Source organism: Pluralibacter gergoviae ATCC 33028 = NBRC 105706, from assembly GCF_001598855.1.
Taxonomy (GTDB): Bacteria; Pseudomonadota; Gammaproteobacteria; order Enterobacterales; family Enterobacteriaceae; genus Pluralibacter; species Pluralibacter gergoviae.
Genome location: NZ_BCZS01000006.1, coordinates 121,297 through 143,376, shown reverse-complemented (window position 1 = coordinate 143,376; position 22,080 = coordinate 121,297). Strand labels below are relative to the sequence as shown.

Below are 22,080 nucleotides of genomic sequence, written 5' to 3'. Positions count from 1 at the left end.
GGCCTGCAGTGCAGGCCTTTTTCATCGACGCGGAATTATCACACTTTTTTGAAGATGATCGATCCGTTGGTGCCGCCGAAGCCGAAGGAGTTACACAGGGTATACTCCATGCCGCTGACCTGACGCGCTTCGTGCGGAACGAAGTCAAGGTCGCAGCCCTCATCCGGATTATCCAGGTTGATGGTCGGCGGAACGGCCTGGTCGCGCAGGGCCAGAATCGAGTAGATAGACTCTACCGCGCCCGCCGCGCCCAGCAGATGGCCGGTCATCGATTTGGTGGAGCTGACCAGCACGCGGCTGGCGGCATCGCCAAAAATAGACTTCACGGCCTGCGCTTCGGCCTTATCGCCCGCAGGGGTCGAGGTGCCGTGGGCGTTGACGTAGCCAATCTGTCCCGGCGCAATGCCGGCATCGCGGATGGCGTTGTCCATCGCCAGCGCGGCGCCGCGGCCGTCTTCCGGCGGCGAGGTCATGTGGTAGGCGTCGCTGCTCATGCCAAAGCCGACGATTTCCGCATAGATTTTTGCCCCACGCTTTTTCGCGTGCTCGTACTCTTCCAGCACCAGAATACCGGCGCCGTCGCCCAGCACGAAGCCATCGCGATCTTTATCCCACGGACGGCTCGCGCCCTGCGGGTTATCGTTGCGGGTGGAGAGCGCACGCGCCGCGCCAAAGCCGCCAACGCCGAGCGGCGTACTGGCCTTTTCGGCACCGCCTGCCAGCATCGCGTCGGCGTCGCCGTAGGAAATCATGCGCGCCGCGTGGCCAATATTGTGCACGCCTGAAGTACAGGCGGTTGCCACGCAGATGCTCGGACCGCGCAGCCCATACATGATGGTCAGGTGACCTGCCACCATGTTAACGATTGTGGACGGAACGAAGAAGGGGCTGATCTTACGCGGACCGCCGTGAACCAGCGAGCTGTGGTTCTCTTCGATGAGGCCAAGACCGCCGATACCGGAGCCGATAGCGGCACCAATACGCGTGGCGTTCTCTTCCGTCACTTCAAGGCCAGAATCCTGCATGGCCTGTACGCCAGCGACAATTCCATATTGAATAAAGGCATCCATCTTGCGCTGTTCTTTACGCGAGATGATGTCCTCACAGTTAAAATCCTTTACTAAGCCAGCAAATTTCGTTGCGTGGGCGCTAGTATCGAAATGGTCGATCAGGCTGATGCCACTCTGACCGGCAAGGAGAGCTTTCCAGGTAGACTCTACGGTATTGCCGACAGGAGACAACATGCCCAGTCCGGTCACAACTACACGACGCTTAGACACGTTTGTCCTCCAGGGAGGGATAAAAAAGAGAAAGTGGGACTAAAAAAAGAAAAAACTCAGGCGGTCGAGTGACCGCCTGGAGATGTTCACTTACGCCTGGTGACCGTTGATGTAATCAATGGCAGCCTGAACGGTGGTGATTTTCTCAGCTTCTTCGTCCGGAATCTCAGTATCAAACTCTTCTTCCAGAGCCATTACCAGCTCAACAGTGTCAAGAGAATCAGCGCCCAGGTCCTCAACGAAGGAAGCATTGTTGGTAACTTCTTCCTGCTTAACGCCCAGCTGTTCGCCGATAATTTTCTTAACGCGTTCTTCGATAGTGCTCATACTCTTAAATTTCCTATCAAAACTCGCTTTCGCGATGGTTTTCGTAGTGTATAAAATGTTGAAAAATTTGCAACTAAATCCCGGCATATCTGACCACGATTTTACGCTATTTTGCGGGCATTAGCCCTAATAACGCAAATCATTTTGTGCAAAATAACGCATGGAATAGCACGGAGTGCGCGGTTCCTGAGCATTTTGCACAAACTACGATCAGACCATATACATTCCGCCGTTAACGTGCAGCGTTTCACCGGTGATGTAACCTGCTTCGTCAGAGGCTAAAAATGCAACCGCACTGGCGATTTCATTTGGGGAGCCCAGGCGCCCCGCCGGAACCGCCGCCAGTGTACCCGCACGCTGCTCATCGGTCAGCGCACGCGTCATGTCCGTTTCAATAAAGCCCGGAGCAACAACGTTTACAGTAATACCGCGGGACGCAACTTCGCGTGCCAGGGATTTACTGAAGCCAATCAGACCCGCTTTCGCCGCAGCGTAGTTGGCCTGACCCGCATTTCCCATGGTACCAACCACAGAACCGATAGTGATAATGCGTCCATGGCGCTTTTTCATCATAGCGCGCATTACCGCTTTTGACAGACGGAATACTGATGACAGATTGGTTTCGAGAATATCGTTCCACTCGTCGTCTTTCATGCGCATCAGCAGGTTATCACGCGTAATCCCGGCATTATTGACCAGAATATCCACTTCGCCAAACTCTGCGCGAATATTTCCGAGAACAGATTCAATAGATGCAGGATCGGTCACATTCAGCATCAGACCTTTCCCGTTCGCACCTAAATAATCGCTGATAGCCTGCGCGCCGCTTTCACTGGTCGCGGTGCCAATCACCTTCGCGCCGCGTGCAGCCAGCGTTTCAGCGATAGCGCGACCAATGCCGCGGCTTGCACCGGTAACCAGCGCAATTTTTCCTTCAAAACTCATGGTTTTGTTTTTCCTCTTATTATTGTTCAAGCGCCGCTGACATCGCAGCCGGCTCGTTAAGCGCCGATGCGGTCAGGGTGTCAACAATACGTTTTGTCAGGCCGGTAAGGACTTTGCCCGGCCCCACTTCATACAGATGCTCCACGCCCTGGGAAGCCATAAACTCAACGGTTCTGGTCCACTGTACCGGGCTGTAGAGCTGGCGCACCAGCGCGTCGCGGATGGCGTCAGCGGCAGTTTCACACTTAACGTCAACGTTGTTGATGACGGCTATCTGCGGTGCGTTAAAGGTAATCTTCGCAAGCTCCGCGGCCAGTTTCTCCGCTGCGGGCTTCATCAGCGCACAGTGCGACGGCACGCTGACCGGCAGCGGCAGCGCGCGCTTGGCGCCAGCGGCTTTACAGGCGGCACCGGCGCGCTCAACGGCCTCTTTGTGACCAGCGATGACCACCTGGCCCGGGGAGTTGAAGTTCACCGGCGAAACCACCTGCCCTTGTGCAGACTCTTCGCAGGCTTTGGCAATGGAGGCGTCGTCGAGGCCAATAATCGCCGACATGCCGCCGGTGCCTTCCGGCACGGCTTCCTGCATGAACTTGCCGCGCAGCTCGACCAGGCGAACGGCGTCAGCGAAAGCAATCACGCCGGCGCAGACCAGCGCGGAGTACTCGCCGAGGCTGTGGCCGGCCATCAGCGCTGGCGCTTTGCCGCCCTGCTGCTGCCAGACGCGGTACAGCGCCACGGAGGCGGTCAGCAGCGCAGGCTGCGTCTGCCAGGTTTTGTTCAGCTCTTCCGCCGGGCCCTGCTGGGTCAGCGCCCACAGGTCATAGCCTAATGCCGCAGAGGCTTCGCCGAAGGTCTCTTCGATAACCGGATACTGTGCGGCCATCTCAGCCAGCATACCCACGGTCTGGGAGCCCTGCCCCGGGAAAACAAAAGCAAATTGCGTCATGTTGTTATCCTTAATTAAAAACGAACCAGCGCGGAGCCCCAGGTGAAACCGCCGCCAAAGGCTTCAAGCAGCACCAGTTGACCGCGCTGAATGCGGCCATCGCGCACCGCTTCATCCAGCGCGCAGGGCACAGAGGCCGCAGAAGTGTTGCCATGGCGGTCAAGGGTGACCACCACATTCTCCATCGGCATCCCCAGCTTTTTCGCCGTGGCGCTGATGATGCGCAAATTCGCCTGATGGGGGACCAGCCAGTCGAGCTGGCTGCGGTCGAGGTTGTTGGCTTCCAGGGTCTCTTCAACGATGTTCGCCAGCTCCTTCACCGCCACTTTGAAGACTTCGTTGCCGGCCATCGTCAGATAAATCGGATTTTCCGGATGTACGCGATCGGCGTTCGGCAGCGTTAAGAGCGCGCCGTAGTTACCGTCGGCGTGCAGGTGGGTGGAGATGATCCCCGGCTCTTCAGACGCGCCCAGTACCACGGCGCCCGCGCCGTCGCCAAAGATAATGATAGTCCCGCGATCGTTCGGATCGCAGGTGCGGGCCAGCACGTCGGAGCCGATCACCAGCGCGTGCTTCACGGCGCCGGACTTCACGTACTGATCGGCAATGCTCAGCGCATAGGTAAAGCCCGCGCAGGCGGCGGCCACATCAAACGCCGGACAGCCTTTGATGTCCAGCATCGACTGAATCTGGCAGGCCGCGCTGGGAAAGGCGTGCGTTGCCGACGTGGTAGCGACAATAATCAGCCCAATCTGGTCGGCGCCGATACCGGCCATCTCCAGCGCGCGCTTCGCGGCTTCACAGCCCATGGTAGAGACAGAGTCCTCCGGGCCAGCAATACGGCGTTCACGGATACCTGTGCGCGTGACAATCCATTCGTCAGAGGTGTCTACCATTTTTTCAAGGTCGGCGTTGGTACGCACTTGTTCAGGCAGATAGCTGCCGGTACCTATAATCTTCGTATACATGTACGCTCAGTCTTTTGGTGGTAATACAGATTCGAGGCGAGCGGCGATCCGCTGAGGGACCTCACGCTGCACTGCCTGCACTGCCTGTTCAATCGCGACGCTGAACGCGCGCTGATTGGCTGCACCATGACTCTTGATCACCGTGCCGCGCAATCCTAACAGACAGGCGCCATTATACTGGTCGGGGTTGAGGTGACCGAATCGCCGCATCAGGCTATTTTGCAGCCATCGTTTAACAATTTTCAGCCACCAGGACCGCTTTTGGCCTTCGCCCTGCGATTTCAGCAGGGAAAGGAACATTCTGACAACACCCTCCATGGTTTTTAATGTGACGTTGCCCGTAAATCCGTCACAAACCAGCACGTCCGTCTTGCCGGTGAGGAGTTCGTTAGCCTCAAGATAGCCGATATAGTTGAGAGATGAGAGTTTTTTCAGCATCAATGCCGCATCCCGGATACTTTCCGGGCCTTTGGTCTCTTCTTCGCCAATGTTCAGCAGCGCCACCCGGGGCGACGCAATGCCCACCACCTCTTCGGCCATGACCGCCCCCATAATGGCGAACTGCACCAGCATGATAGCGTCGCAGTCGACGTTGGCGCCGAGGTCAAGCACCACCGTTTTGCCCTGCTCTTTATTCGGCAGCACCGTCATCAGCGCCGGGCGCTCAATACCGTCCAATGGCTTGAGCAGGAGTTTAGCCAGCCCCATCAGCGCGCCGGTATTACCGGCGCTGACGCAGGCGTCGGCGCGCCCTTCTTTCACCGCTTCCAGCGCAATGCGCATGGAGCTGCCCCGGCTCTGGCGTACCGCGAGAGCCGGACGCGCGTCACTGGCAATAACTGACTGGGCAGGGATAACCTGCAGACGTGAACGTTGTTCGAAGTCAGCTCTGGCAAGTAAAGGCGTAATGTCGTCGGGATTGCCGACTAAGAGAAGCGAGAGTTGTGGATTAGAACGCAGTGCCTGCAAAGCTGCAGGCACCGTCACGGAAGGGCCTGAATCGCCCCCCATGACATCTAACGCTATGGTCAGACGCGTCAAGGTTTCGTCGCCGCCTGGTTCGGTATATCCCCGCGCAGGCGGGGATAGCCTCACTAAGCCTCACGCTTGCGCGTGATTACTTAGCGATAACCTTACGACCGCGGTAGAAACCGTCGGCAGTGATGTGGTGACGCAGGTGTTTCTCACCAGAAGTCTTGTCTACAGACAGGCTGGTAACTGCAGTCAGGGCATCGTGAGAACGACGCATGCCACGTTTGGAACGGGTTGGTTTATTCTGTTGTACGGCCATGGACCTTACTCCTCAATTACTTACGCTTTAAGCTGGCTAATACGGCAAATGGGTTTGGCTTCTGCGCCTCTTCAGGCAGCTCACCAAAGACCATGTCCGCGTCGGACACTTCACAGTGTTCAGAATCATGCACCGGAACTACCGGCAGGGAGAGGATGATTTCATCCTCGACCATTGCCAGCAGATCGATTTCACCGAAATCGTTAACCTCAATCGGCTCATACGCTTCCGGGAGTGCTTCAGCCTGCTCATCATTTTTGACCGGGCTGAAACAATACGTTGTGTGAACAGATAACGGGAACGGTTTCCCGCAGCGCTGACATTCGAGCGTCACGTCAACCTTTGCATCGCCTTTAATGACGGCGAGACGCTGGTTGTCGATAGCGAATGTCATATCGCATTCCACATCACTGTCCACGCTGACGACTGACCCAGCCACGCGCTCCACCTGATCGCAGGTGTAGACACCTTGATAATCGAGGCGTTTTTGAGCGGTACGAACCGGATCGAGAGTCAGGGGTAATTTTACCTTTTGCATAGGGCGCGCATATTAACTTTGTAACGTCATAGAGTCAAAGAAAAAGGCACCCGCAGGCGCCTTTTGCCATTTATTCGCACACATTGCGGCCAGTAGTTTAAGATGAGCCGATTCGAATCACCAGAGCCCGGTAAAAAAATTATGCTGCCACTTATTCTTGCGTCCACTTCCCGCTACCGCCGCGAACTGCTTAAAAAGCTGGAAATGCCCTTTAAATGCGTCGCCCCGCAGGTGGATGAACTGCCGCTCCCCGGCGAATCGCCGCGCCAGCTGGTGCTGCGACTGGCGCAGGCCAAAGCGCAGGCGCTGGCCGCGGACTATCCCAACCATCTGATTATCGGCGCCGACCAGGTGTGCGTACTTGATGGCAAAATAACCGGCAAGCCCCACAGCGAAGAGAACGCCCGCCGACAGCTGCGCGCCGCCAGCGGCCATGTGGTCACCTTCTATACCGGCCTTGCGCTCTACAACAGCGCCAGCGGCCATCTGCAGACCGAGTGCGAACCGTTTGACGTTCACTTTCGCCAGCTGAGCGACGTTGAAATTGCCCGCTATATAGAGAAAGAGCAGCCGTTAAACTGCGCCGGCAGCTTTATGAGTGAGGGGCTCGGCATTACGCTGTTCGAGCGCCTTGACGGCCGCGATCCCAATACGCTGGTGGGACTGCCGCTTATCGCGCTGTGTAAAATGCTGCGCCACGAGCGGCAGGATCCGCTGCTCAACTGAGCGTTTTCTCTCTACCGCGCCTTCTTTTCTATAACCGCGCGCTGCCTTCCCGGCATCAACCTGGATGATGCCGGGCCGCGCGTGCGCTCTTTCCCTGATGTTAATCCGCGTCGCCCAACGCAGAGGAAAATGTTAATTATCACCATTAAATATCACACCATGACGCCACATCCTCCGGTCCAAAAAATCGGCAACCGACAGATAACGTCGCCATAAAACGTCCAAACAACGCCCAGTCCAGGCTGCTATCTCAGCAATAATCCGCAATTTCACTTTTTTACTGCCTGTAATCTGCGGTTACAATTCACCTTGCCAGGCACTTAGTTCGCGTTAAAAAATATTATTCAGATCTCATTTCTGACATACAAAAAAACGTATTGTTACCACGCTAACAATTGCGCAGGTAAGGAAAAACCGTGAATAACACATTAAAAACATTAATAAAATATACAGCAGCCGCCGTCTTTCTGGGATGTTCCAGCCACGGGGCTTTTGCTGAAATCACCCTGATTAAACAGGCTCCAGAAGCGGGCGATCCGCTCAGCCGGCTGAACTTCACCGTGGGCGGCAGTATTCGACCTCAGGTGCTTAACCTCAGTAAAGGTGATAAGGGGTCCTATAAACGCAACGGCTACGATGGAGGAACGCGTTTCCGCTTTACCAGTGATTATTACCTTTTCGACGATATCAGCTGGATTAGCTACTATGAGCTGGGCGTTGATTTCCCGAGAGTGTTCAAATGGGATAACCACTATCAAAAAGGCACGACCCACACCACGCGCCGTATGCTGTTCACCGGTTTGAAAAGCGATACCTGGGGCACCCTGACCTTCGGTAAACAGAACAGCGTGTACTATGACATCGTTGGCGTTAAAACCGACATCTGGGATTACGATATGTTAGGCCAGGCGCCGGGAAACGGTATCAACGGCGACTACGACGGATCTTACATGTCACGTAACATGCTCAAATACAAAAAGAGCATCGGTGACGCCGATATTTATGCGGCCTATCTGTTCAACGATAACCTTAACCTCAACAACGGGCTGCACTATAAGCGCCGGGGCGGCGGTTCATTAGGTATCGACTACCACTTCACGAAAGATTTTACCTGGGGCGCGGCCTGGAACTACACCCGGGCTGACATGCGGGTAAATAACAGCAGCAAAGACAAAACCTACGATCAGAACATCGTCGGTACGTCGCTGAGCTGGACGCCCGATAACTGGACATTCTCCGTCGGCGGCGGCTGGTATCAAAACTTCCTGCAGAATATGCGCGGCGATCGCAATATTGATAAGTATTTCGCGGACGATGCCTGGGGTATTGAATACTATGCCGGCTACAGTTTCCCTATCGGGCAGTATGCGGTACAGGCCATTCAGCCCTACTTCATGGGCGACCGTCTGGAGTATCTCAACGGGCGGAACTATAAGCGCATCGATAACGGCATCGGCGTTAACCTGAAGCTGGACTACGGGTTCTCCGTGCAGTATGAACACGTCTTTACGTCCAGCACCGATCATCAGGGCGATGCCAACCTGGTGCGCGTCGTTTACGACTTCTGATTTCCCTCGCACCGGTTGAAAACGATAATGCGGCAGGCAGTCCTGCCGCTTTCCGCCCTACTTCTTGCTGCGCAGCACCTTCAGGCAATTTTTCAGACCATTATCCATCGGCGCTTCAATGCGCAGCGTCTCGCCGGTGCCGGGATGGGTGAACTTCAGCGCCGCAGCGTGCAGGAACAGGCGATTCAGGCCGGTACCCGCCAGCTGCTTATCGAACTCGCGATCGCCGTAGCGGTCGTCAAAGGCGATGGGATGCCCGGCGTGCAGGGTGTGGACGCGGATCTGGTGGGTGCGGCCGGTGACCGGGCTGCAGCGCACCAGGGTGGCGAATTCGAAACGCTCCTCAACCTTAAAGCGCGTCTCCGACGGCTTGCCTTCCTGGCTGACCCGCACAATGCGCTCGCCGCTTTGCAGAATGTTCTTCAGCAGCGGCGCCTGCACCACTTTGGTGTGCGACTGCCACTGGCCGCGCACCAGGGCCAGATAATCCTTCTGCATCCCCTTCTCGCGCAGCTGCTCGTGCAGCGAGCGCAGGGCCGAACGCTTCTTCGCCACCAGCAGCACGCCGGAAGTATCGCGGTCAAGGCGGTGCACCAGCTCCAGGAAGCGGGCTTCCGGGCGCAGCGCCCGCAGGCCTTCAATGACCCCAAAGCTGAGGCCGCTGCCGCCGTGAACGGCGGTGCCGGACGGCTTGTTGAGCACCAGAATATGGTCATCCTCATAAAGGATAACCTCGCTCAGCGCCGCCACCTTGTTGAGGTGCGGCGACACGGCCTCTTCTTCACGTTCGGCGACGCGCACCGGCGGGATGCGCACTTCGTCACCCGCCTCCAGCTTGTACTCGGGCTTGACGCGCTTCTTATTGACTCGCACTTCGCCCTTGCGCAGGATGCGGTAAATCATGCTCTTCGGCACGCCCTTAAGCTGGGTGCGCAAAAAGTTATCGATACGCTGCCCCGCCTCGTCATCGGCGATGGCAACCATTTTTACGGTGGGTGTCTCAGTTTTCATGGGTGGCGATTCTAAAGAGGCGTGAAGATTCGCGCCACTCATTTCTGTGCTTATACTATCTTCTTAGACGGTACTCCTTTTTCACTGTCTCAGAGTTAACTGCTGCTTATTAAAGCAATCGGTTCACCAAAGTGAAGAAACTGTGAGTAACCGGGTGATAAATGGTAAAAGTCATCTTGCTATCAGCGGGTTCGCAGGGAATAATGATGCGGTTTTCCGTATTATAACTTGTATGAACAAGCCTGTAGCGGAATGACCAGTTTTGTCTGAACGATTATTTATGCAGCAATGGCGTAAGACATTTTTATCTTTCAGACAGTTAGCGGGCTGCGGGTTGCAGTCCTTACCGGCTAATACTCTGAACTTCAAGCCGCAGACGGGCGGCGAACCTGGTTCTCCAGGCGCTACTCCAGTATGTGACTGGAGTCAGCAGGTGAAACGCACCTGCGACTTGAAAAGAGATGAGTACGGATGGAACCTTCTCTGGAGACTGTATCCCAGGCTGTTCCCCCTGAATAATTGCGCTGTGTTTCCGTTTGAAACGCAGGCTACCGACACTCTGCGCCTCTTAAGCGAGCGACAACCGTGAGGTTGGCGACGTGAATAGTCACGAGGCCATCGGTTTCCCCCCGGCAAGGAAAACTCTGCCCGTAGCTTAGTCGTCAATGTAAGAATAATGAGTAAGTTACGATGAAAAGAATGTTAATCAACGCAACTCAGCAAGAGGAGTTGCGTGTCGCCCTGGTGGATGGGCAGCGTCTGTACGACCTGGATATCGAAAGTCCGGGCCACGAGCAGAAAAAAGCGAACATCTACAAAGGCAAAATTACCCGCATTGAACCCAGCCTGGAGGCCGCATTCGTAGACTACGGTGCCGAGCGCCACGGCTTTCTCCCTCTCAAAGAAATCGCCCGCGAATACTTCCCCGCTAACTACAGCGCGCACGGCCGTCCCAACATCAAAGACGTGCTGCGCGAAGGTCAGGAAGTTATCGTCCAGATTGATAAAGAAGAGCGCGGCAACAAAGGCGCGGCGCTGACCACCTTTATTAGCCTGGCGGGTAGCTACCTGGTGCTGATGCCGAACAACCCGCGCGCGGGCGGTATCTCTCGCCGTATCGAAGGCGACGATCGCACCGAACTGAAAGAAGCGCTCTCCAGCCTGCAGCTGCCTGACGGCATGGGCCTGATTGTCCGCACCGCCGGCGTCGGAAAATCCGCCGAAGCCCTGCAGTGGGATCTGAGCTTCCGCATGAAGCACTGGGAAGCGATTCAGAAAGCCGCCGAAAGCCGCCCTGCGCCGTTCCTGATCCATCAGGAAAGTAATGTGATTGTTCGCGCCTTCCGCGACTATCTGCGCCAGGATATCGGCGAAATCCTTATCGATAACCCGAAAGTGCTTGAGCTGGCCCGCCAGCACATTGCCGCGCTGGGTCGTCCGGATTTCAGCAGCAAAATCAAGCTCTACACCGGTGAAATCCCGCTGTTCAGCCACTACCAGATCGAATCGCAGATTGAGTCCGCCTTCCAGCGCGAAGTGCGCCTGCCGTCCGGCGGCTCCATCGTCATCGACAGCACCGAGGCGCTGACCGCCATCGACATCAACTCCGCCCGCGCCACCCGCGGCGGCGACATTGAAGAGACGGCCTACAACACTAACCTGGAAGCGGCGGATGAAATCGCCCGCCAGCTGCGCCTGCGCGACCTCGGCGGCCTGATCGTTATCGACTTTATCGACATGACGCCGGTGCGCCACCAGCGCGCGGTGGAAAACCGCCTGCGCGAAGCCGTCCGTCAGGACCGCGCCCGCATTCAGATCAGCCACATTTCGCGCTTCGGCCTGCTGGAGATGTCCCGCCAGCGCCTGAGCCCGTCGCTCGGCGAGTCCAGCCACCACGTCTGCCCGCGCTGCAGCGGTACCGGCACCATCCGCGACAATGAATCGCTGGCGCTCTCTATTCTGCGCCTGATCGAAGAAGAAGCGCTGAAGGAGAACACCAAAGAGGTTCACGCCATCGTGCCGGTGCAGGTTGCCTCCTACCTGCTTAACGAAAAGCGTGCGGCCATCAGCGCCATCGAAACCCGTCAGGGCGGCGTGCGCTGCATCGTGGTGCCGAACGACCAGATGGAAACCCCGCACTACTCCGTGCTGCGCGTACGTAAGGGCGAAGAGACCTCAACCCTGAGCTATCTGCTGCCGAAGCTGCACGAAGAGGAGATGGCCCTGCCGTCTGAAGATGAGCCTGCGGAGCGCAAGCGCCCGGAGCAGCCTGCCCTGGCCGCCTTCGTGATGCCTGACGCGCCGCCTGCGCCGGTTTCTGAGGCGCCAGTTGCCCCGGCCGCCGCGCCGAAGGCCGCTGCTCCGGCAGCCGCTGCCGCTGCGCCTGGCCTGCTGTCGCGCATCTGCGCCGCCCTGAAGAAGATCTTCGGCGGCAGCGAAGAAGCCGTCGCCGAGCCGCAGCCGGAGAAGAAAGAAGAGAAAGCGGAGCGTCCGCAGCCGCAGGAGCGCCGTCGTCCACGTCAGAACGGCCGCCGCGACCGCAATGAACGCGGCGACCGCAACGACCGTAGCGAGCGCAACGATCGCGGCGAGCGCAATGACCGCAGCGAGCGTAACGACCGCAGCGAGCGTCGCGACAGCAGCGAAGGCCGCGAAGAGAACCGCCGCAACCGCCGCGACCGCCAGCAGCAGAATGCGGAGGTGCGCGAGTCGCGCCAGCAGACGCCGGCTGACGATACCGACAGCGCGAAGAGCCGCGACGAGCAGCCGCCGCGCCGCGAGCGCCGCCGCCGCACCGGCGACGATAAGCGCCAGGCCTCTCCGGAAGTCAAAGCACAAACCCGCGACGAGCAGCTGGTCGCCCAGGCGGTCCAGGAAAGCGATCGCGAAGAGCGCGTTCAGACCATGCCGCGCCGCAAGCCGCGTCAGCTGGATCAGAAAGTTCGCATTCTGTCTGTCGCCGAGATAGCCGAAGCCGCCCACGCCGCAGAAGCCGCGCAGGCCGCTGAAGCTGCACAGGCAGCACAGGCTCCGGCGCAGCGCACCGAGCTGGCGAAGGTTGACCTGCCAGCGGTAGTGGATGCGCCGGCGGAGCAGGACGATAGCGCCGATGGCCGCGAGTCTGCCGGCATGCCGCGCCGCTCCCGCCGCTCGCCGCGCCACCTGCGCGTCAGCGGTCAGCGCCGCCGCCGCTACCGCGACGAACGCTATCCGAGCCAGTCGCCGATGCCGGTTGAGTTTGCCTGCGCATCGCCGGAAATGGCGTCCGGTAAAGTGTGGATCAGCTATCCGGTTGCCCGTAGCCAGGAGGAGATGGCCGCAGAAGAGGTCCGCAAGCCAGAAGCCGCCCAGCCGGCCGCTGAAGACGCCGCTATTCTGCCGACCGCTGCCGAAACTGCCGCACCCGTGACCGAGCCTGTCGTCACCGAGGCCGCCGCAGTAGCGCCTGCAGTCGTTGAGGCCGCTCCGGTTGTGGAAACCGCGCATCCGGAAGCCATCGCCGCGCCGGTAGATGAAGTTCCGCAGGTCATTGCCCGCGAAGACGAGGCCGTTGCCGAAGCGACCGCAGAAGAAGCGGTTGCCGCAGCCCCGGCTGAAGCTGAGGCGCAGGCTGACGCAGAGGCGCCAGCCGAGACCGCTGCCGAAGCGACTGCCGAGCCAGTGGCAGAGCCTGCCGTCGACACCGCGCCTGCCGCCGAGCCTGCTCCGCTGCAGCACGTCGAGCCGGTCGCGGAAGCTGCGCCAGCCGCCGAAGTTCAGCCAGCAGCGAAAGTAGAAGCCCCTGCCGCGCCGGTCAAAACCGCCGCGCCGGCTGCCGGCGGCTACGCCGATGCGCCGATGACCCGCGCTCCGGCGCCGGAGTACGTGCCGGAAGCCCCGCGCCACAGCGACTGGGTGCGCCCGGACTTTGCCTTCGACGGTAAAGGCACCGCAGGCGGCCACAGCGCGACCCGCGTCGCCACCGCCGGTCCGACCCGTCCGCAGCCGACCGAGTAATTTACGCTCTGTCAGCCAGCGCAAAAGCCGCCTTCTCCGGAAGGCGGTTTTTTTATGTTCAGCGCGCTGAACATAAAAAAACCGCGGCGGAGCAGGGCTACGTCGCGGTAAGAGGCAATACTGTGTTGAGATTAACTTATTTATTCAGCTCAAAAAGCGACATTCCCTGCATATCGCTGAAGGCTTTGTAGGACGCCTTCAGCGCCGCCTGCTGCATATAGTAGTTGGAGATAGTCGAATTCCAGTCCACGTTCACCAGCGTGCTCATCTGCTGCTCCTGGCTCAGCGCCCGGCTGCTGCCCAGCGCGTCGAGCCGGTCGAGCTCGCTGAGCTGGGTGCCTATCTCAGAGCGCACGGTCAGCACGTTGTTGAGCGCGTTGCGCAGGCCGCGGTTAGTTTTATCCACGGCGGCCCCGGCGGTTGCCTGCGCCGCCTCGTCACCGGCAACCGGGGTCTTTAGCGCGGCGATGGCGCTATCGAGCATGGCAAAGAGATTGGTTTCCGGCGCCGAGCCGTCCGGCTCCTTCACCGCATTACTGGTGACGGAATCAAAGATGCTGCTGCCGGTGTGGCCAATCACCATCGAACGGGCGCTGTCCACCTGCTGTTCAACGTTCGCACTGCCGCCAACGTATTTTCCGTCGGCGGTAAAGGGGGCTTTATCGGTATTATAGCCGCCGAACATATAGCGGCCATTGCCGTCCTGGCTATTGGCCAGGTTGAGGATCTGATCGCGAATGCCCTGCAGATCGGTCGCCAGCGACGCCCTGTCGTCGTCGCTCAGCGTACCGTTGCCGGCGTAGACGATTTTCTCCTGCGCCGACTGGATAGCGGAAGTTACCTGCGAGAGCGTGTTCTCCTCCTGGGAGATGCGCTGGCTGGCAAAGGTGCGCGCAGAGGCGTACTGGCTGGTCTGCGCCTGGGCCTGGGAGAGCACCACCGCCTGCGAGGCCGCGATCGGATCGTCCGACGGACGGTTGACCCGCAGGCCGGTGGACATCTGCTCACCGTAGCCGAGCCACTGGGACTGGGAGCGGGTAATGCCGCCCATTGTCTGCTGATACATCATGAGTGTGCTGACGCGCATCGGCTTCTCCCGTTAGCGGATGTTGAGCAGTGAATCAAAAATCGTCGAGGCAGTGCGCATCACCTGAGCATTGGCCAGGTAATACTGCTGGAACAGCTGCAGATTGCCGTACTCCTCATCGAGGTTCACGCCGGAAACGGACTGCTGCTGTTTCGTAAGCTGCGTGACCACGTTATTCTGCGTGGTGCTGCTGGTTTCAAGGGTGGCGGTTTTATTGCCCACGTCGCTCACCAGCGCGGCATAGGCGTCGTTGAGGCTCTTATTGCCGCCCACCAGCCTGCTGGTCTGCAGATCAAGCAGCTTCTGCCCGTTGCGGTTATCGCTCTCGCCGGTCTTATCGTCGTTGCTGCCCATCGCTATTTTGCTGCCGTCGGCGAGCGCCACGCTCATATTCACGATGGCGTTAGCCACCGGCTTAAGCGTAAAGCTGTCGTCCTTCGCCGCCGCGCCGCTGATGCTGACCTTCAGCCCGTCAAAGCTGAGGCTGCCGTCGTCGCCGGCGGTGGCCTTCACCGGCGTATTGTCGGCCAGGCGGGTCACCTGCCAGCTGCCGCCGTCGAAGCTGATTTTATAATCGCTGGCCTGCACCTTAGTGCTGTCGGTGACTGCCGCCGTCAGGCTGGCGCTGCCCGTATTGCGGGTATTACTCAGGGTCGTCGGGCCGCCGATGGTGAAGAACGCCCCGCCCTCGTCGCCGTTACCGTCAAGGCCCTGCGCGTTCTGGTCGTTGAAGGCGTGGGCCAGGGCCTGGGCCATCTGGTTGAGATCGTTGCGGGCCTGATCGAGATCCTGGGAACGGAAGGTCAGCAGGCCGCCGAGGCTGCCGGAAGTAATCAGCTTTTCCGGAATGGGGATGTTGCCCGCCGCATCGTCCACGTAAGCCACGGTGGTGCGCGACGGATCGGCGCTGTCGGGCACCGCCGCCAGCGAGTGGGCGCGGCTGCCCTGCACCAGGCTGTAGCCGTTGGCCATTGAGACGTTATAGGTGCCGCTGTCCTGAACGCTGACCTCGACGCCGACAATCTGGTTGAGCTGGCTCACCAGCTGATCCCGCTGATCGAGCAGGTCATTCGGAGCGATACCCTCCCCCGCGCCCTTGAGGCGGGCAATTTTATCATTCAGGGCCGCTATCTGGCCGGTATAGCCGTTAATCTGCGCGACGCTGCTGGTGATGCTGCCGTTAACCTGCTTGTCCTGGTCGCGCAGGTACTGGTCGCTGCTTTTAAACTGATTGACCAGACCCTGGGATTTGCCCAGCACCGCCTGGCGCGCCGCCGGATCTTCGGCGTTGCTCACCAGCGTCTGCAGGCTGGAGAAAAAGTCCTGCAGGTTGACCGCCAGCGAGTTAGTGGTATCCGAGAGCAGGTCGTTGATTTTTGACATCTGCTGGTAGCGGGAGGTCAGGCCGCTGCTCTGGTTCTGCGCGGCGTTCAGCTGGTTGCTGATGAAGGTACTGTACTCCCGCTGCACGCCGGTGACCGTCACGCCGTTGCCGACCCAGCCGCCGCCGGTCAGGGTGCTGTTGGAGGCCCCCAGCACCGTGGTCTGCCGGCTGTAGCCGGGAATATTGTAGTTGGCCATGTTGTTGCTGGTGGTGTTAAGCGCCGCCTGGGCAGCGTTGAGCCCGCTCATGGCATTATTCATCAGGCTGGACATTGGATTTCCTTTATTTTCAGATTCGAGTCCTGACGAGGGTTATCGGCAGGCGGAGGCCGAACTTGAGCCTTTTCAGAACAGGGCGTCGAGCTGCTGGCCATAGGCTTTGCTCACCTTATCGCTCAGCGATTTCAGCTGCTGGATCATGCTGGTCAGCTTGCGGGCGTACTCCGGGTCGGTGGCATAACCGGCGCGCTGCAGCGCCTGCGCCCCCTGCTCGGCGGTAGCCGCCGAGGTAACCGCCGCGTAGCGGGGATTGCGGGTCAGCAGCGACACGTAGTCCGCCAGCGCGTCAAGGTAGGAGTCGTAGACGCGAAAGCGCGCCTTCACCTTCTTCGCCGCGCCGTTTTCAAATTCGGTGGTGGTGATTTCGGTCACCTTGCCCTTCCAGTCGGCGGACGCCTTCACGCCGAAGAGGTTATAGCTCGGCTCGCCGTTCTCGCGGCGGATCTGCCGCTGTCCCCAGCCGGACTCCAGCGCCGCCTGGGCGAGGATCAGGTGGTGGGGAATGCCGCTCTGCTCGCTGGCGATTTTCGCCGGGAGCGCCAGCCGCGCGAGGAAGTCTTTGCTGTCCCCGGAAAGGGGCGCGGCCTCGCCAGGCTCAGGGGCTTTCGGCAGCGCCTTGCGCACCATCTGGGTCAGAGTACTGTTCTGATAGCTCACGACGGTCGTCGGGTCAAACCTGAGCGGCACGCTGTCGCCCGCAGCGTCGGCCTGCGGTTGGGCGGCGGTCATCTGCTTAACCATCGCCTCCGCCAGCCCAAGCCCCTTGCCGTCGGTCATCTGCTGGGCTATCTGCTGATCGTACATGCTGGTATAGAGCCGGGTCTGGTCGCTGCTGAAGATGCCGTCCTTCGGCAGCGCCTCGCGCATGCTCTTGAGCATCATCTGCACGAACAGCCCTTCCACCTGGCGGGCGACGGATCGCAGGTTGCCCTGCGGATCCTGCCCGGCCTTCATTTTCAGCTCGTTGAGCGATTCGGCATCCCAGGCGGCGCTGGCCATCAGCTTGCTGTCGCCGATCATCAGATAATTTCCAGCTTCGCCCGCAGGCAGCCCGCGCTCTGCATCGCCTGCAGAATCGACATCAGCTCCATCGGCGTGGCGCCCAGCGCGTTGAGGGCGCGCACCACGTTGTTGAGGCTGGCGCTGGCGCGCACGCTCTGCAGCGAACCGCCGCTCTGGCGTAAATCTATCTGGGTCTGCGGCGTGACGACGGTATTGCCGCCGCCGAACGGTGTATCCGGCTGGTTAACCTGGTAATTGCGGTTGACGGTCACCGACAGATTGCCCTGAGCCACCGCGCAGGTGTCGAGACTGACTTCCCGGTTCATCACCACCGAGCCGGTGCGCGAGTTGACTATCACCTTCGCGTCCTGCGGGGTGACGTTCACCTCCATGTTCTGAATGTCCGCCAGCATCCGCACCTGATTCGTGCTGCCGCTGGCGCCGCGGATCTGCACGGTGCGCGCGTCGAGGGCCGTCGCCAGGCCATAGCTGCCCCGGCGGTTGATGGTATCGGCTATCTGCTGCGCCATGCCGAAATCTTCCTCATTCAGCTGCAGGTTGATGGTGTTGCCCTGCCCGAACTGGCTCGGCAGCTCGCGCTCGATAGTGGCCCCGCCGGTAATGCGTCCGCCGTTGAGCTGGTTAACCTGCACGCTGCTGCCTCCGGCGGCGGCGCCCGCGCCGCCGACCAGAATATTGCCCTGCGCCAGGGCATAGACCTGGCTGTCCACGCCCTTAAGCGGGGTCATCAGCAGCGTACCGCCGCGCAGGCTCTTGGCGTTGCCCAGCGAAGAGACCACCACGTCGACGGTCTGCCCCTGGCGGGCAAAGGCCGGCAGTTGGGCGGTAACCATCACCGCCGCCACGTTCTTCAGCTGCATGTTGGTGCCCGCCGGGACGGTGATCCCGAGCTGGGAGAGCATGTTGTTGAGGCTCTGGATGGTAAACGGCGTCTGGGTGGTCTGGTCGCCGGTGCCGTCCAGCCCCACCACCAGACCGTAGCCGATAAGCGAGTTCTGGCGCACGCCCTGCACGCTGGTGAGATCGCGGATGCGGTCCGCCTGCGCCGCGGTGGCCATCAGCGCAAACGCGATAACCGTCAGGAACTTAAACATTGTCCACCTCGTTACATCGGAGACAGGTTGAGGAAGAAGCGCTGCAGCCAGCCCATATTCTGCGCTTCGTTAATGTAGCCGTTGCCGACGTACTCAATGCGCGCGTCCGCCACCTGGGTCGAGGAGACGGTGTTGCTGGCGCTGATGGTGCGCGGGTTCACCACGCCGGAGAAGCGGATAAACTCGGTGCCCTGGTTGATGGCAATCTGCTTCTCGCCGACGACGTGCAGGTTGCCGTTGGCCAGCACCTGGTCGGCGGTGACGGTAAGCGTACCGCTGAAGGTGTTGCTGGCATTGGCCCCGCCCTTGCCGTTGAACGCGTTGCTACCGGAAACATCGGCATCGGCGCGGGCGTTACCGAACAGCCCCTGCAGATAGCGCGGTACGGTATCGAAGCCGAAGCCGGTTTTGCCATCGCGGCTGGCGTTCGCCGAGGAGCTTTTCGACGCGCTGACGTTCTCCTGCAGGACGATGGTCAGCGTGTCGCCGACGTTGCGCGGACGCCGGTCCTCAAACAGCGGCTGATAGCCGTAGTTGATGGGCTGGGCGCTCTGGAAAATCGAGCCGTTGGCTACCGGCACCGGGCCGGGCACCGGCTGCGCGGAGGTCGCCCCCTGCACCAGCGGCTTAGAGGGGATCCACGCGCATCCGGCCAGGGTCATGGCCAGAAGGGCGAGCTGCGAATAGCGTAACGCGGCGTGTCTGTACATTGCGGTTCTGTCTTCTGCGTCAAATATCCGGCGCGGGGTCGCGCCGGTCAGGGCTTACAGCTGGGTGAGCTTCTGCAGCATCTGGTCGGTGGTTGATACCGCCTTGCTGTTGATCTCGTAGGCGCGCTGGACCTGGATCATGTTGACCAGCTCCTCGGCGACGTTAACGTTGGAGGTCTCGACGTAGCCCTGATAGAGCAGCCCGGCGCCGTTGAGTCCCGGCGTGGTTTCGTTGGGCGCGCCGGAAGCCTGGGTCTCCACGTAGAGGTTCTCGCCCGTACTCTCCAGGCCGGCGTCGTTCATGAAGGTCGTCAGGTTAAGCTGCCCCACCTGCACCGGGTTGGTCTGCCCCTGCAGGGTAACGCTGACCACGCCGTCGCGGGCAATGGTAATGCTCAGGGTGTTAGCCGGAATGGTAATGGCCGGCTGCACCTGGAAACCGCCCGCCGTCACCAGCTGGCCGTTCTGATCCACCTGAAAGGAGCCGTCGCGGGTGTAGGCGTTGGTGCCGTCCGGCATCTGCACCTGAAAAAAGCCCTGGCCCTTGATCGCCACGTCTTTGCTGTTGTTGGTCTGGGAGAGATTGCCCTGGCTGTGCAGGCGCTCGGTGGCCACCGGGCGCACGCCGGTACCGATCTGCAGGCCGGAGGGCAGCGTGTTCTGCTCCGAGGCCTGGGCGCCCGGCTGACGCATGGTCTGATAGAGCAGATCCTCGAATACCGCCCGCTGGCGCTTGAAGCCGTTGGTGCTGACGTTTGCCAGGTTGTTGGCGATAACGTCCATGTTGGTCTGCTGGGCGTCAAGGCCAGTTTTGGCGATCCACAGTGAACTGATCATAATTGTCCTGTTGTGAGAAGAGTCCCGTTGTTAACTCAGTGACAGAAGCTGGTTCGCTTTCTGCTCGTTTTCATTCACGCTGCTGATGACCTTCATCTGCATCTCAAAACGGCGCGCGCTGTCGATCATGTCGGCCATCGCCACCACCGGCGTCACGTTGCTGCCCTCCAGCACCCCGGATTGCAGGGTCAGGCTGGGATCTGACGGCAGCACCGCCCCGCGCTCGGCCTGCGCCTGCGCAGTCAGGCGGAACATACCGTCATCGCCGCGCGTCAGCTCCCGGCCTTCGGCTTTGATCATCTTCAGACGGCCCACCGGCGAGACGGTATTGACCGGATCGCCCTGGTTGAGGGCCGAGATGGTGCCGTCGGCGGCGATGGTAATCTGCGCGCCTTCCGGCACCATCAGCGGACCGCCGCCGTCGCCGACCACCGGATGTCCCTGGATGGTCAACTGCCCGGCGGCAGTTATCTGGATGTTGCCGTTGCGGGTGTAGCCTTCCGTGCCGTCGGCGCCCTGCACCACCAGCCAGCCGTCCTGCTGTACGGCAACATCCTGCGGACGTCCGGTGTAGTTGAGCTGGCCCGGCGTCATATCGGCCCCCGGCGTCGAGCCGGTGACCAGAGTGCGGGTCTCGAGGCTGTCGCCGTTGACCGGCACCGCGCGCAGGGCGGTAAGCTGGGCGCGAAAGCCCGGCGTGGAAGCGTTGGCAAGGTTGCTCGCCGTTACCGACTGCATCTCCAGCGTCTGGCTGGCCGCGCCCATCGCGGTATAGATTGCGTGATCCATTGCGTCGTCCCGTCAGCGTTAGCGCAGGTTAACCAGGGTATTGAGGATCTGGTCCTGGGTCTTGATGGTCTGGGCGTTCGACTGATAGTTGCGCTGGGCGACGATCATATTGACCAGCTCTTTGCTCATATCGACGTTGGAGGCCTCCAGCGCGCCGTTGGTCAGGGTGCCGAAGCCGCCTGTGCCCGCGGTGCCGAGCAGCGCCACGCCGGAGGCGCGGGTCGCGGACCAGACGTTATCGCCTTCCGACTGCAGGCCTTCGTTGTTGGCGAAGTTGGCCATCACGATCTGCCCCATCAGCTGCGACTGTTCGTTGGAGTAGTTGCCCACCACCGAGCCGTCGTCGTTAATCTGATAGCCCACCAGATTGCCCGGCTTGTAGCCGTTCTGGCTGCTGGCAACGATATCGTTGGAGCCGGTGTTCTGCTGCATGGAGTTGAAGAAGCTGAGCGAGAAGTCGCTGGCCGCCGATCCGTTGAGGGAGGCGAGGCCAATCTGAATGTCCGGCGTCGGGTTCGCCGTCGCCGAAAGCGCACCGGCGGCGTCGTAGTTATACACGCCCTCCAGGGTGCCGTTATCGTTAAAGCGCATTTGCGCCGCCTTCTGCGCCGCGCCCGCCACGCTGGCGTCCTGGGTATAGACGTCCCAGGTGTTGGCGGCGCCCTTCACGTAGTAGACGTTAACGTCGTGGGCGTTGCCCAGGCTGTCGTAAACGGTGATGGCGCCTTTTTTGTTGTAGGTATCGGCGTTGGTCATATCAAACGGCGAGCGGGCGGGCGCCGCGTCGGTGGAGTTAAGGTTAATCTGCATCGACGCCGTGGTGGTGGCCTTTGCCGCCATCAGGGTATTGGGAATGCTCAGCCCGACCGGGTTCGCGCCCTGCTGGATGGTCGGCGGCGTGCCCGTCGCCGGATAGCCGGTCAGCTGCATGCCCTGCATGTTCACCAGATTGCGGTTTTCATCGAGCTTGAACTGACCGTTGCGGCTGTAGTAAACGCTGCCGTTACCGTCGGTCAGGCGGAAAAAGCCGTTCTGGCTGATGGCGACGTCCAGCGCCCGTCCGGTATTGGTGGTGGTGCCGTCGGTAAAGTCCTGGGTAATGCCGGCCACTTTAACGCCCATGCCCACTTTCGAGCCGGCGAACATATCGGCAAACGAGGCGGTACCCGCCTTGAAGCCGTAGGTGGCGGTGTTGGCAATGTTGTTACCAATGACGTCGAGGTTGGTGGCGGCGGCGTTCAGGCCGCTGACCGCTTGAGAAAAGGCCATCGCAGTACTC

At 60.1% G+C, this 22,080-nt stretch carries 20 protein-coding genes; 3 read left to right on the top strand and 17 right to left on the bottom strand.

All coding sequences use genetic code 11. From position 1 onward, the window contains the following. Positions 1-38: 38 nt before the first annotated feature. From fabF to yceD, 8 genes are all read right to left on the bottom strand, one after another. Positions 39-1,280: a beta-ketoacyl-ACP synthase II gene (fabF, locus tag ENGE1_RS08670; RefSeq protein ID WP_045288393.1), complete on the bottom strand. Its 1,242-nt coding sequence runs from the start codon at positions 1,278-1,280 to the stop codon at positions 39-41. A gap of 90 nt (positions 1,281-1,370) precedes the next feature. Beyond that, on the bottom strand, positions 1,371-1,607 hold the full coding sequence (acpP, locus tag ENGE1_RS08665; RefSeq protein ID WP_000103754.1) for an acyl carrier protein: 237 nt from the start codon (positions 1,605-1,607) through the stop codon (positions 1,371-1,373). Positions 1,608-1,817: 210 nt separating this feature from the next. Next, positions 1,818-2,552 carry a 3-oxoacyl-ACP reductase FabG gene (gene fabG, locus ENGE1_RS08660; RefSeq protein WP_043084543.1) on the bottom strand — a complete coding sequence of 245 codons (735 nt, stop codon included), beginning with the start codon at positions 2,550-2,552 and terminating at the stop codon, positions 1,818-1,820. Positions 2,553-2,571: 19 nt separating this feature from the next. After that, entirely contained in the window at positions 2,572-3,501 is a 930-nt protein-coding gene (fabD, locus tag ENGE1_RS08655) for an ACP S-malonyltransferase (RefSeq protein WP_043084546.1), read from the bottom strand. 14 nt (positions 3,502-3,515) lie between these two features. Next, positions 3,516-4,469 carry a beta-ketoacyl-ACP synthase III gene (locus ENGE1_RS08650; RefSeq protein WP_043084549.1) on the bottom strand — a complete coding sequence of 318 codons (954 nt, stop codon included), beginning with the start codon at positions 4,467-4,469 and terminating at the stop codon, positions 3,516-3,518. 6 nt (positions 4,470-4,475) lie between these two features. Then, complete coding sequence (plsX, locus tag ENGE1_RS08645) at positions 4,476-5,510, bottom strand: phosphate acyltransferase PlsX (RefSeq protein ID WP_086497933.1); 1,035 nt, start codon at positions 5,508-5,510, stop codon at positions 4,476-4,478. Positions 5,511-5,586: 76 nt separating this feature from the next. Then, a complete protein-coding gene (gene rpmF, locus ENGE1_RS26890; protein ID WP_000290724.1) occupies positions 5,587-5,760 on the bottom strand; it encodes a 50S ribosomal protein L32 in 174 nt (57 codons plus the stop codon). 16 nt (positions 5,761-5,776) lie between these two features. Then, entirely contained in the window at positions 5,777-6,298 is a 522-nt protein-coding gene (gene yceD / locus ENGE1_RS08640) for a 23S rRNA accumulation protein YceD (protein ID WP_045288390.1), read from the bottom strand. A gap of 141 nt (positions 6,299-6,439) precedes the next feature. Between yceD and ENGE1_RS08635 the strand changes: the two genes are divergently transcribed. Then, positions 6,440-7,024 (top strand): Maf family protein, encoded by a 585-nt coding sequence (locus ENGE1_RS08635; protein WP_043084551.1) that lies wholly within the window; start codon positions 6,440-6,442, stop codon positions 7,022-7,024. 440 nt (positions 7,025-7,464) lie between these two features. Beyond that, positions 7,465-8,592 carry a porin gene (locus ENGE1_RS08630; protein ID WP_162268887.1) on the top strand — a complete coding sequence of 376 codons (1,128 nt, stop codon included), beginning with the start codon at positions 7,465-7,467 and terminating at the stop codon, positions 8,590-8,592. 57 nt (positions 8,593-8,649) lie between these two features. Here the strand turns inward: ENGE1_RS08630 and rluC are convergent, their stop codons facing one another. Further along, the gene (rluC, locus tag ENGE1_RS08625; protein ID WP_048252462.1) at positions 8,650-9,603 is read right to left on the bottom strand and encodes a 23S rRNA pseudouridine(955/2504/2580) synthase RluC; all 954 of its coding nucleotides are present in this window, start codon (positions 9,601-9,603) and stop codon (positions 8,650-8,652) included. Between the two features lie 690 nt (positions 9,604-10,293). Here rluC and rne point away from each other — a divergent pair. Beyond that, positions 10,294-13,599: a ribonuclease E gene (rne, locus tag ENGE1_RS08620; protein WP_064360606.1), complete on the top strand. Its 3,306-nt coding sequence runs from the start codon at positions 10,294-10,296 to the stop codon at positions 13,597-13,599. Between the two features lie 136 nt (positions 13,600-13,735). Here the strand turns inward: rne and flgL are convergent, their stop codons facing one another. From flgL to flgE, 8 genes are all read right to left on the bottom strand, one after another. Continuing rightward, positions 13,736-14,686: a flagellar hook-associated protein FlgL gene (flgL, locus tag ENGE1_RS08615; RefSeq protein WP_043084556.1), complete on the bottom strand. Its 951-nt coding sequence runs from the start codon at positions 14,684-14,686 to the stop codon at positions 13,736-13,738. Positions 14,687-14,698: 12 nt separating this feature from the next. Further along, positions 14,699-16,342, bottom strand: a complete 1,644-nt coding sequence (gene flgK, locus ENGE1_RS08610) for a flagellar hook-associated protein FlgK (RefSeq protein ID WP_048252459.1) — start codon at positions 16,340-16,342, stop codon at positions 14,699-14,701. A gap of 72 nt (positions 16,343-16,414) precedes the next feature. Beyond that, entirely contained in the window at positions 16,415-17,368 is a 954-nt protein-coding gene (gene flgJ / locus ENGE1_RS08605; RefSeq protein WP_048252458.1) for a flagellar assembly peptidoglycan hydrolase FlgJ, read from the bottom strand. Continuing rightward, entirely contained in the window at positions 17,368-18,465 is a 1,098-nt protein-coding gene (locus ENGE1_RS08600) for a flagellar basal body P-ring protein FlgI (protein WP_043084561.1), read from the bottom strand. Before ENGE1_RS08600 ends, flgJ begins: the two co-directional genes overlap by 1 nt. Positions 18,466-18,476: 11 nt before the next feature. Further along, a complete protein-coding gene (locus ENGE1_RS08595; RefSeq protein ID WP_043084562.1) occupies positions 18,477-19,175 on the bottom strand; it encodes a flagellar basal body L-ring protein FlgH in 699 nt (232 codons plus the stop codon). Positions 19,176-19,229: 54 nt separating this feature from the next. Next, positions 19,230-20,012 carry a flagellar basal-body rod protein FlgG gene (gene flgG, locus ENGE1_RS08590; protein ID WP_043084565.1) on the bottom strand — a complete coding sequence of 261 codons (783 nt, stop codon included), beginning with the start codon at positions 20,010-20,012 and terminating at the stop codon, positions 19,230-19,232. Positions 20,013-20,042: 30 nt separating this feature from the next. Continuing rightward, the gene (locus ENGE1_RS08585) at positions 20,043-20,801 is read right to left on the bottom strand and encodes a flagellar basal body rod protein FlgF (RefSeq protein ID WP_043084568.1); all 759 of its coding nucleotides are present in this window, start codon (positions 20,799-20,801) and stop codon (positions 20,043-20,045) included. A gap of 18 nt (positions 20,802-20,819) precedes the next feature. Beyond that, positions 20,820-22,070 carry a flagellar hook protein FlgE gene (flgE, locus tag ENGE1_RS08580; RefSeq protein WP_048252456.1) on the bottom strand — a complete coding sequence of 417 codons (1,251 nt, stop codon included), beginning with the start codon at positions 22,068-22,070 and terminating at the stop codon, positions 20,820-20,822. Positions 22,071-22,080: the final 10 nt, after the last annotated feature.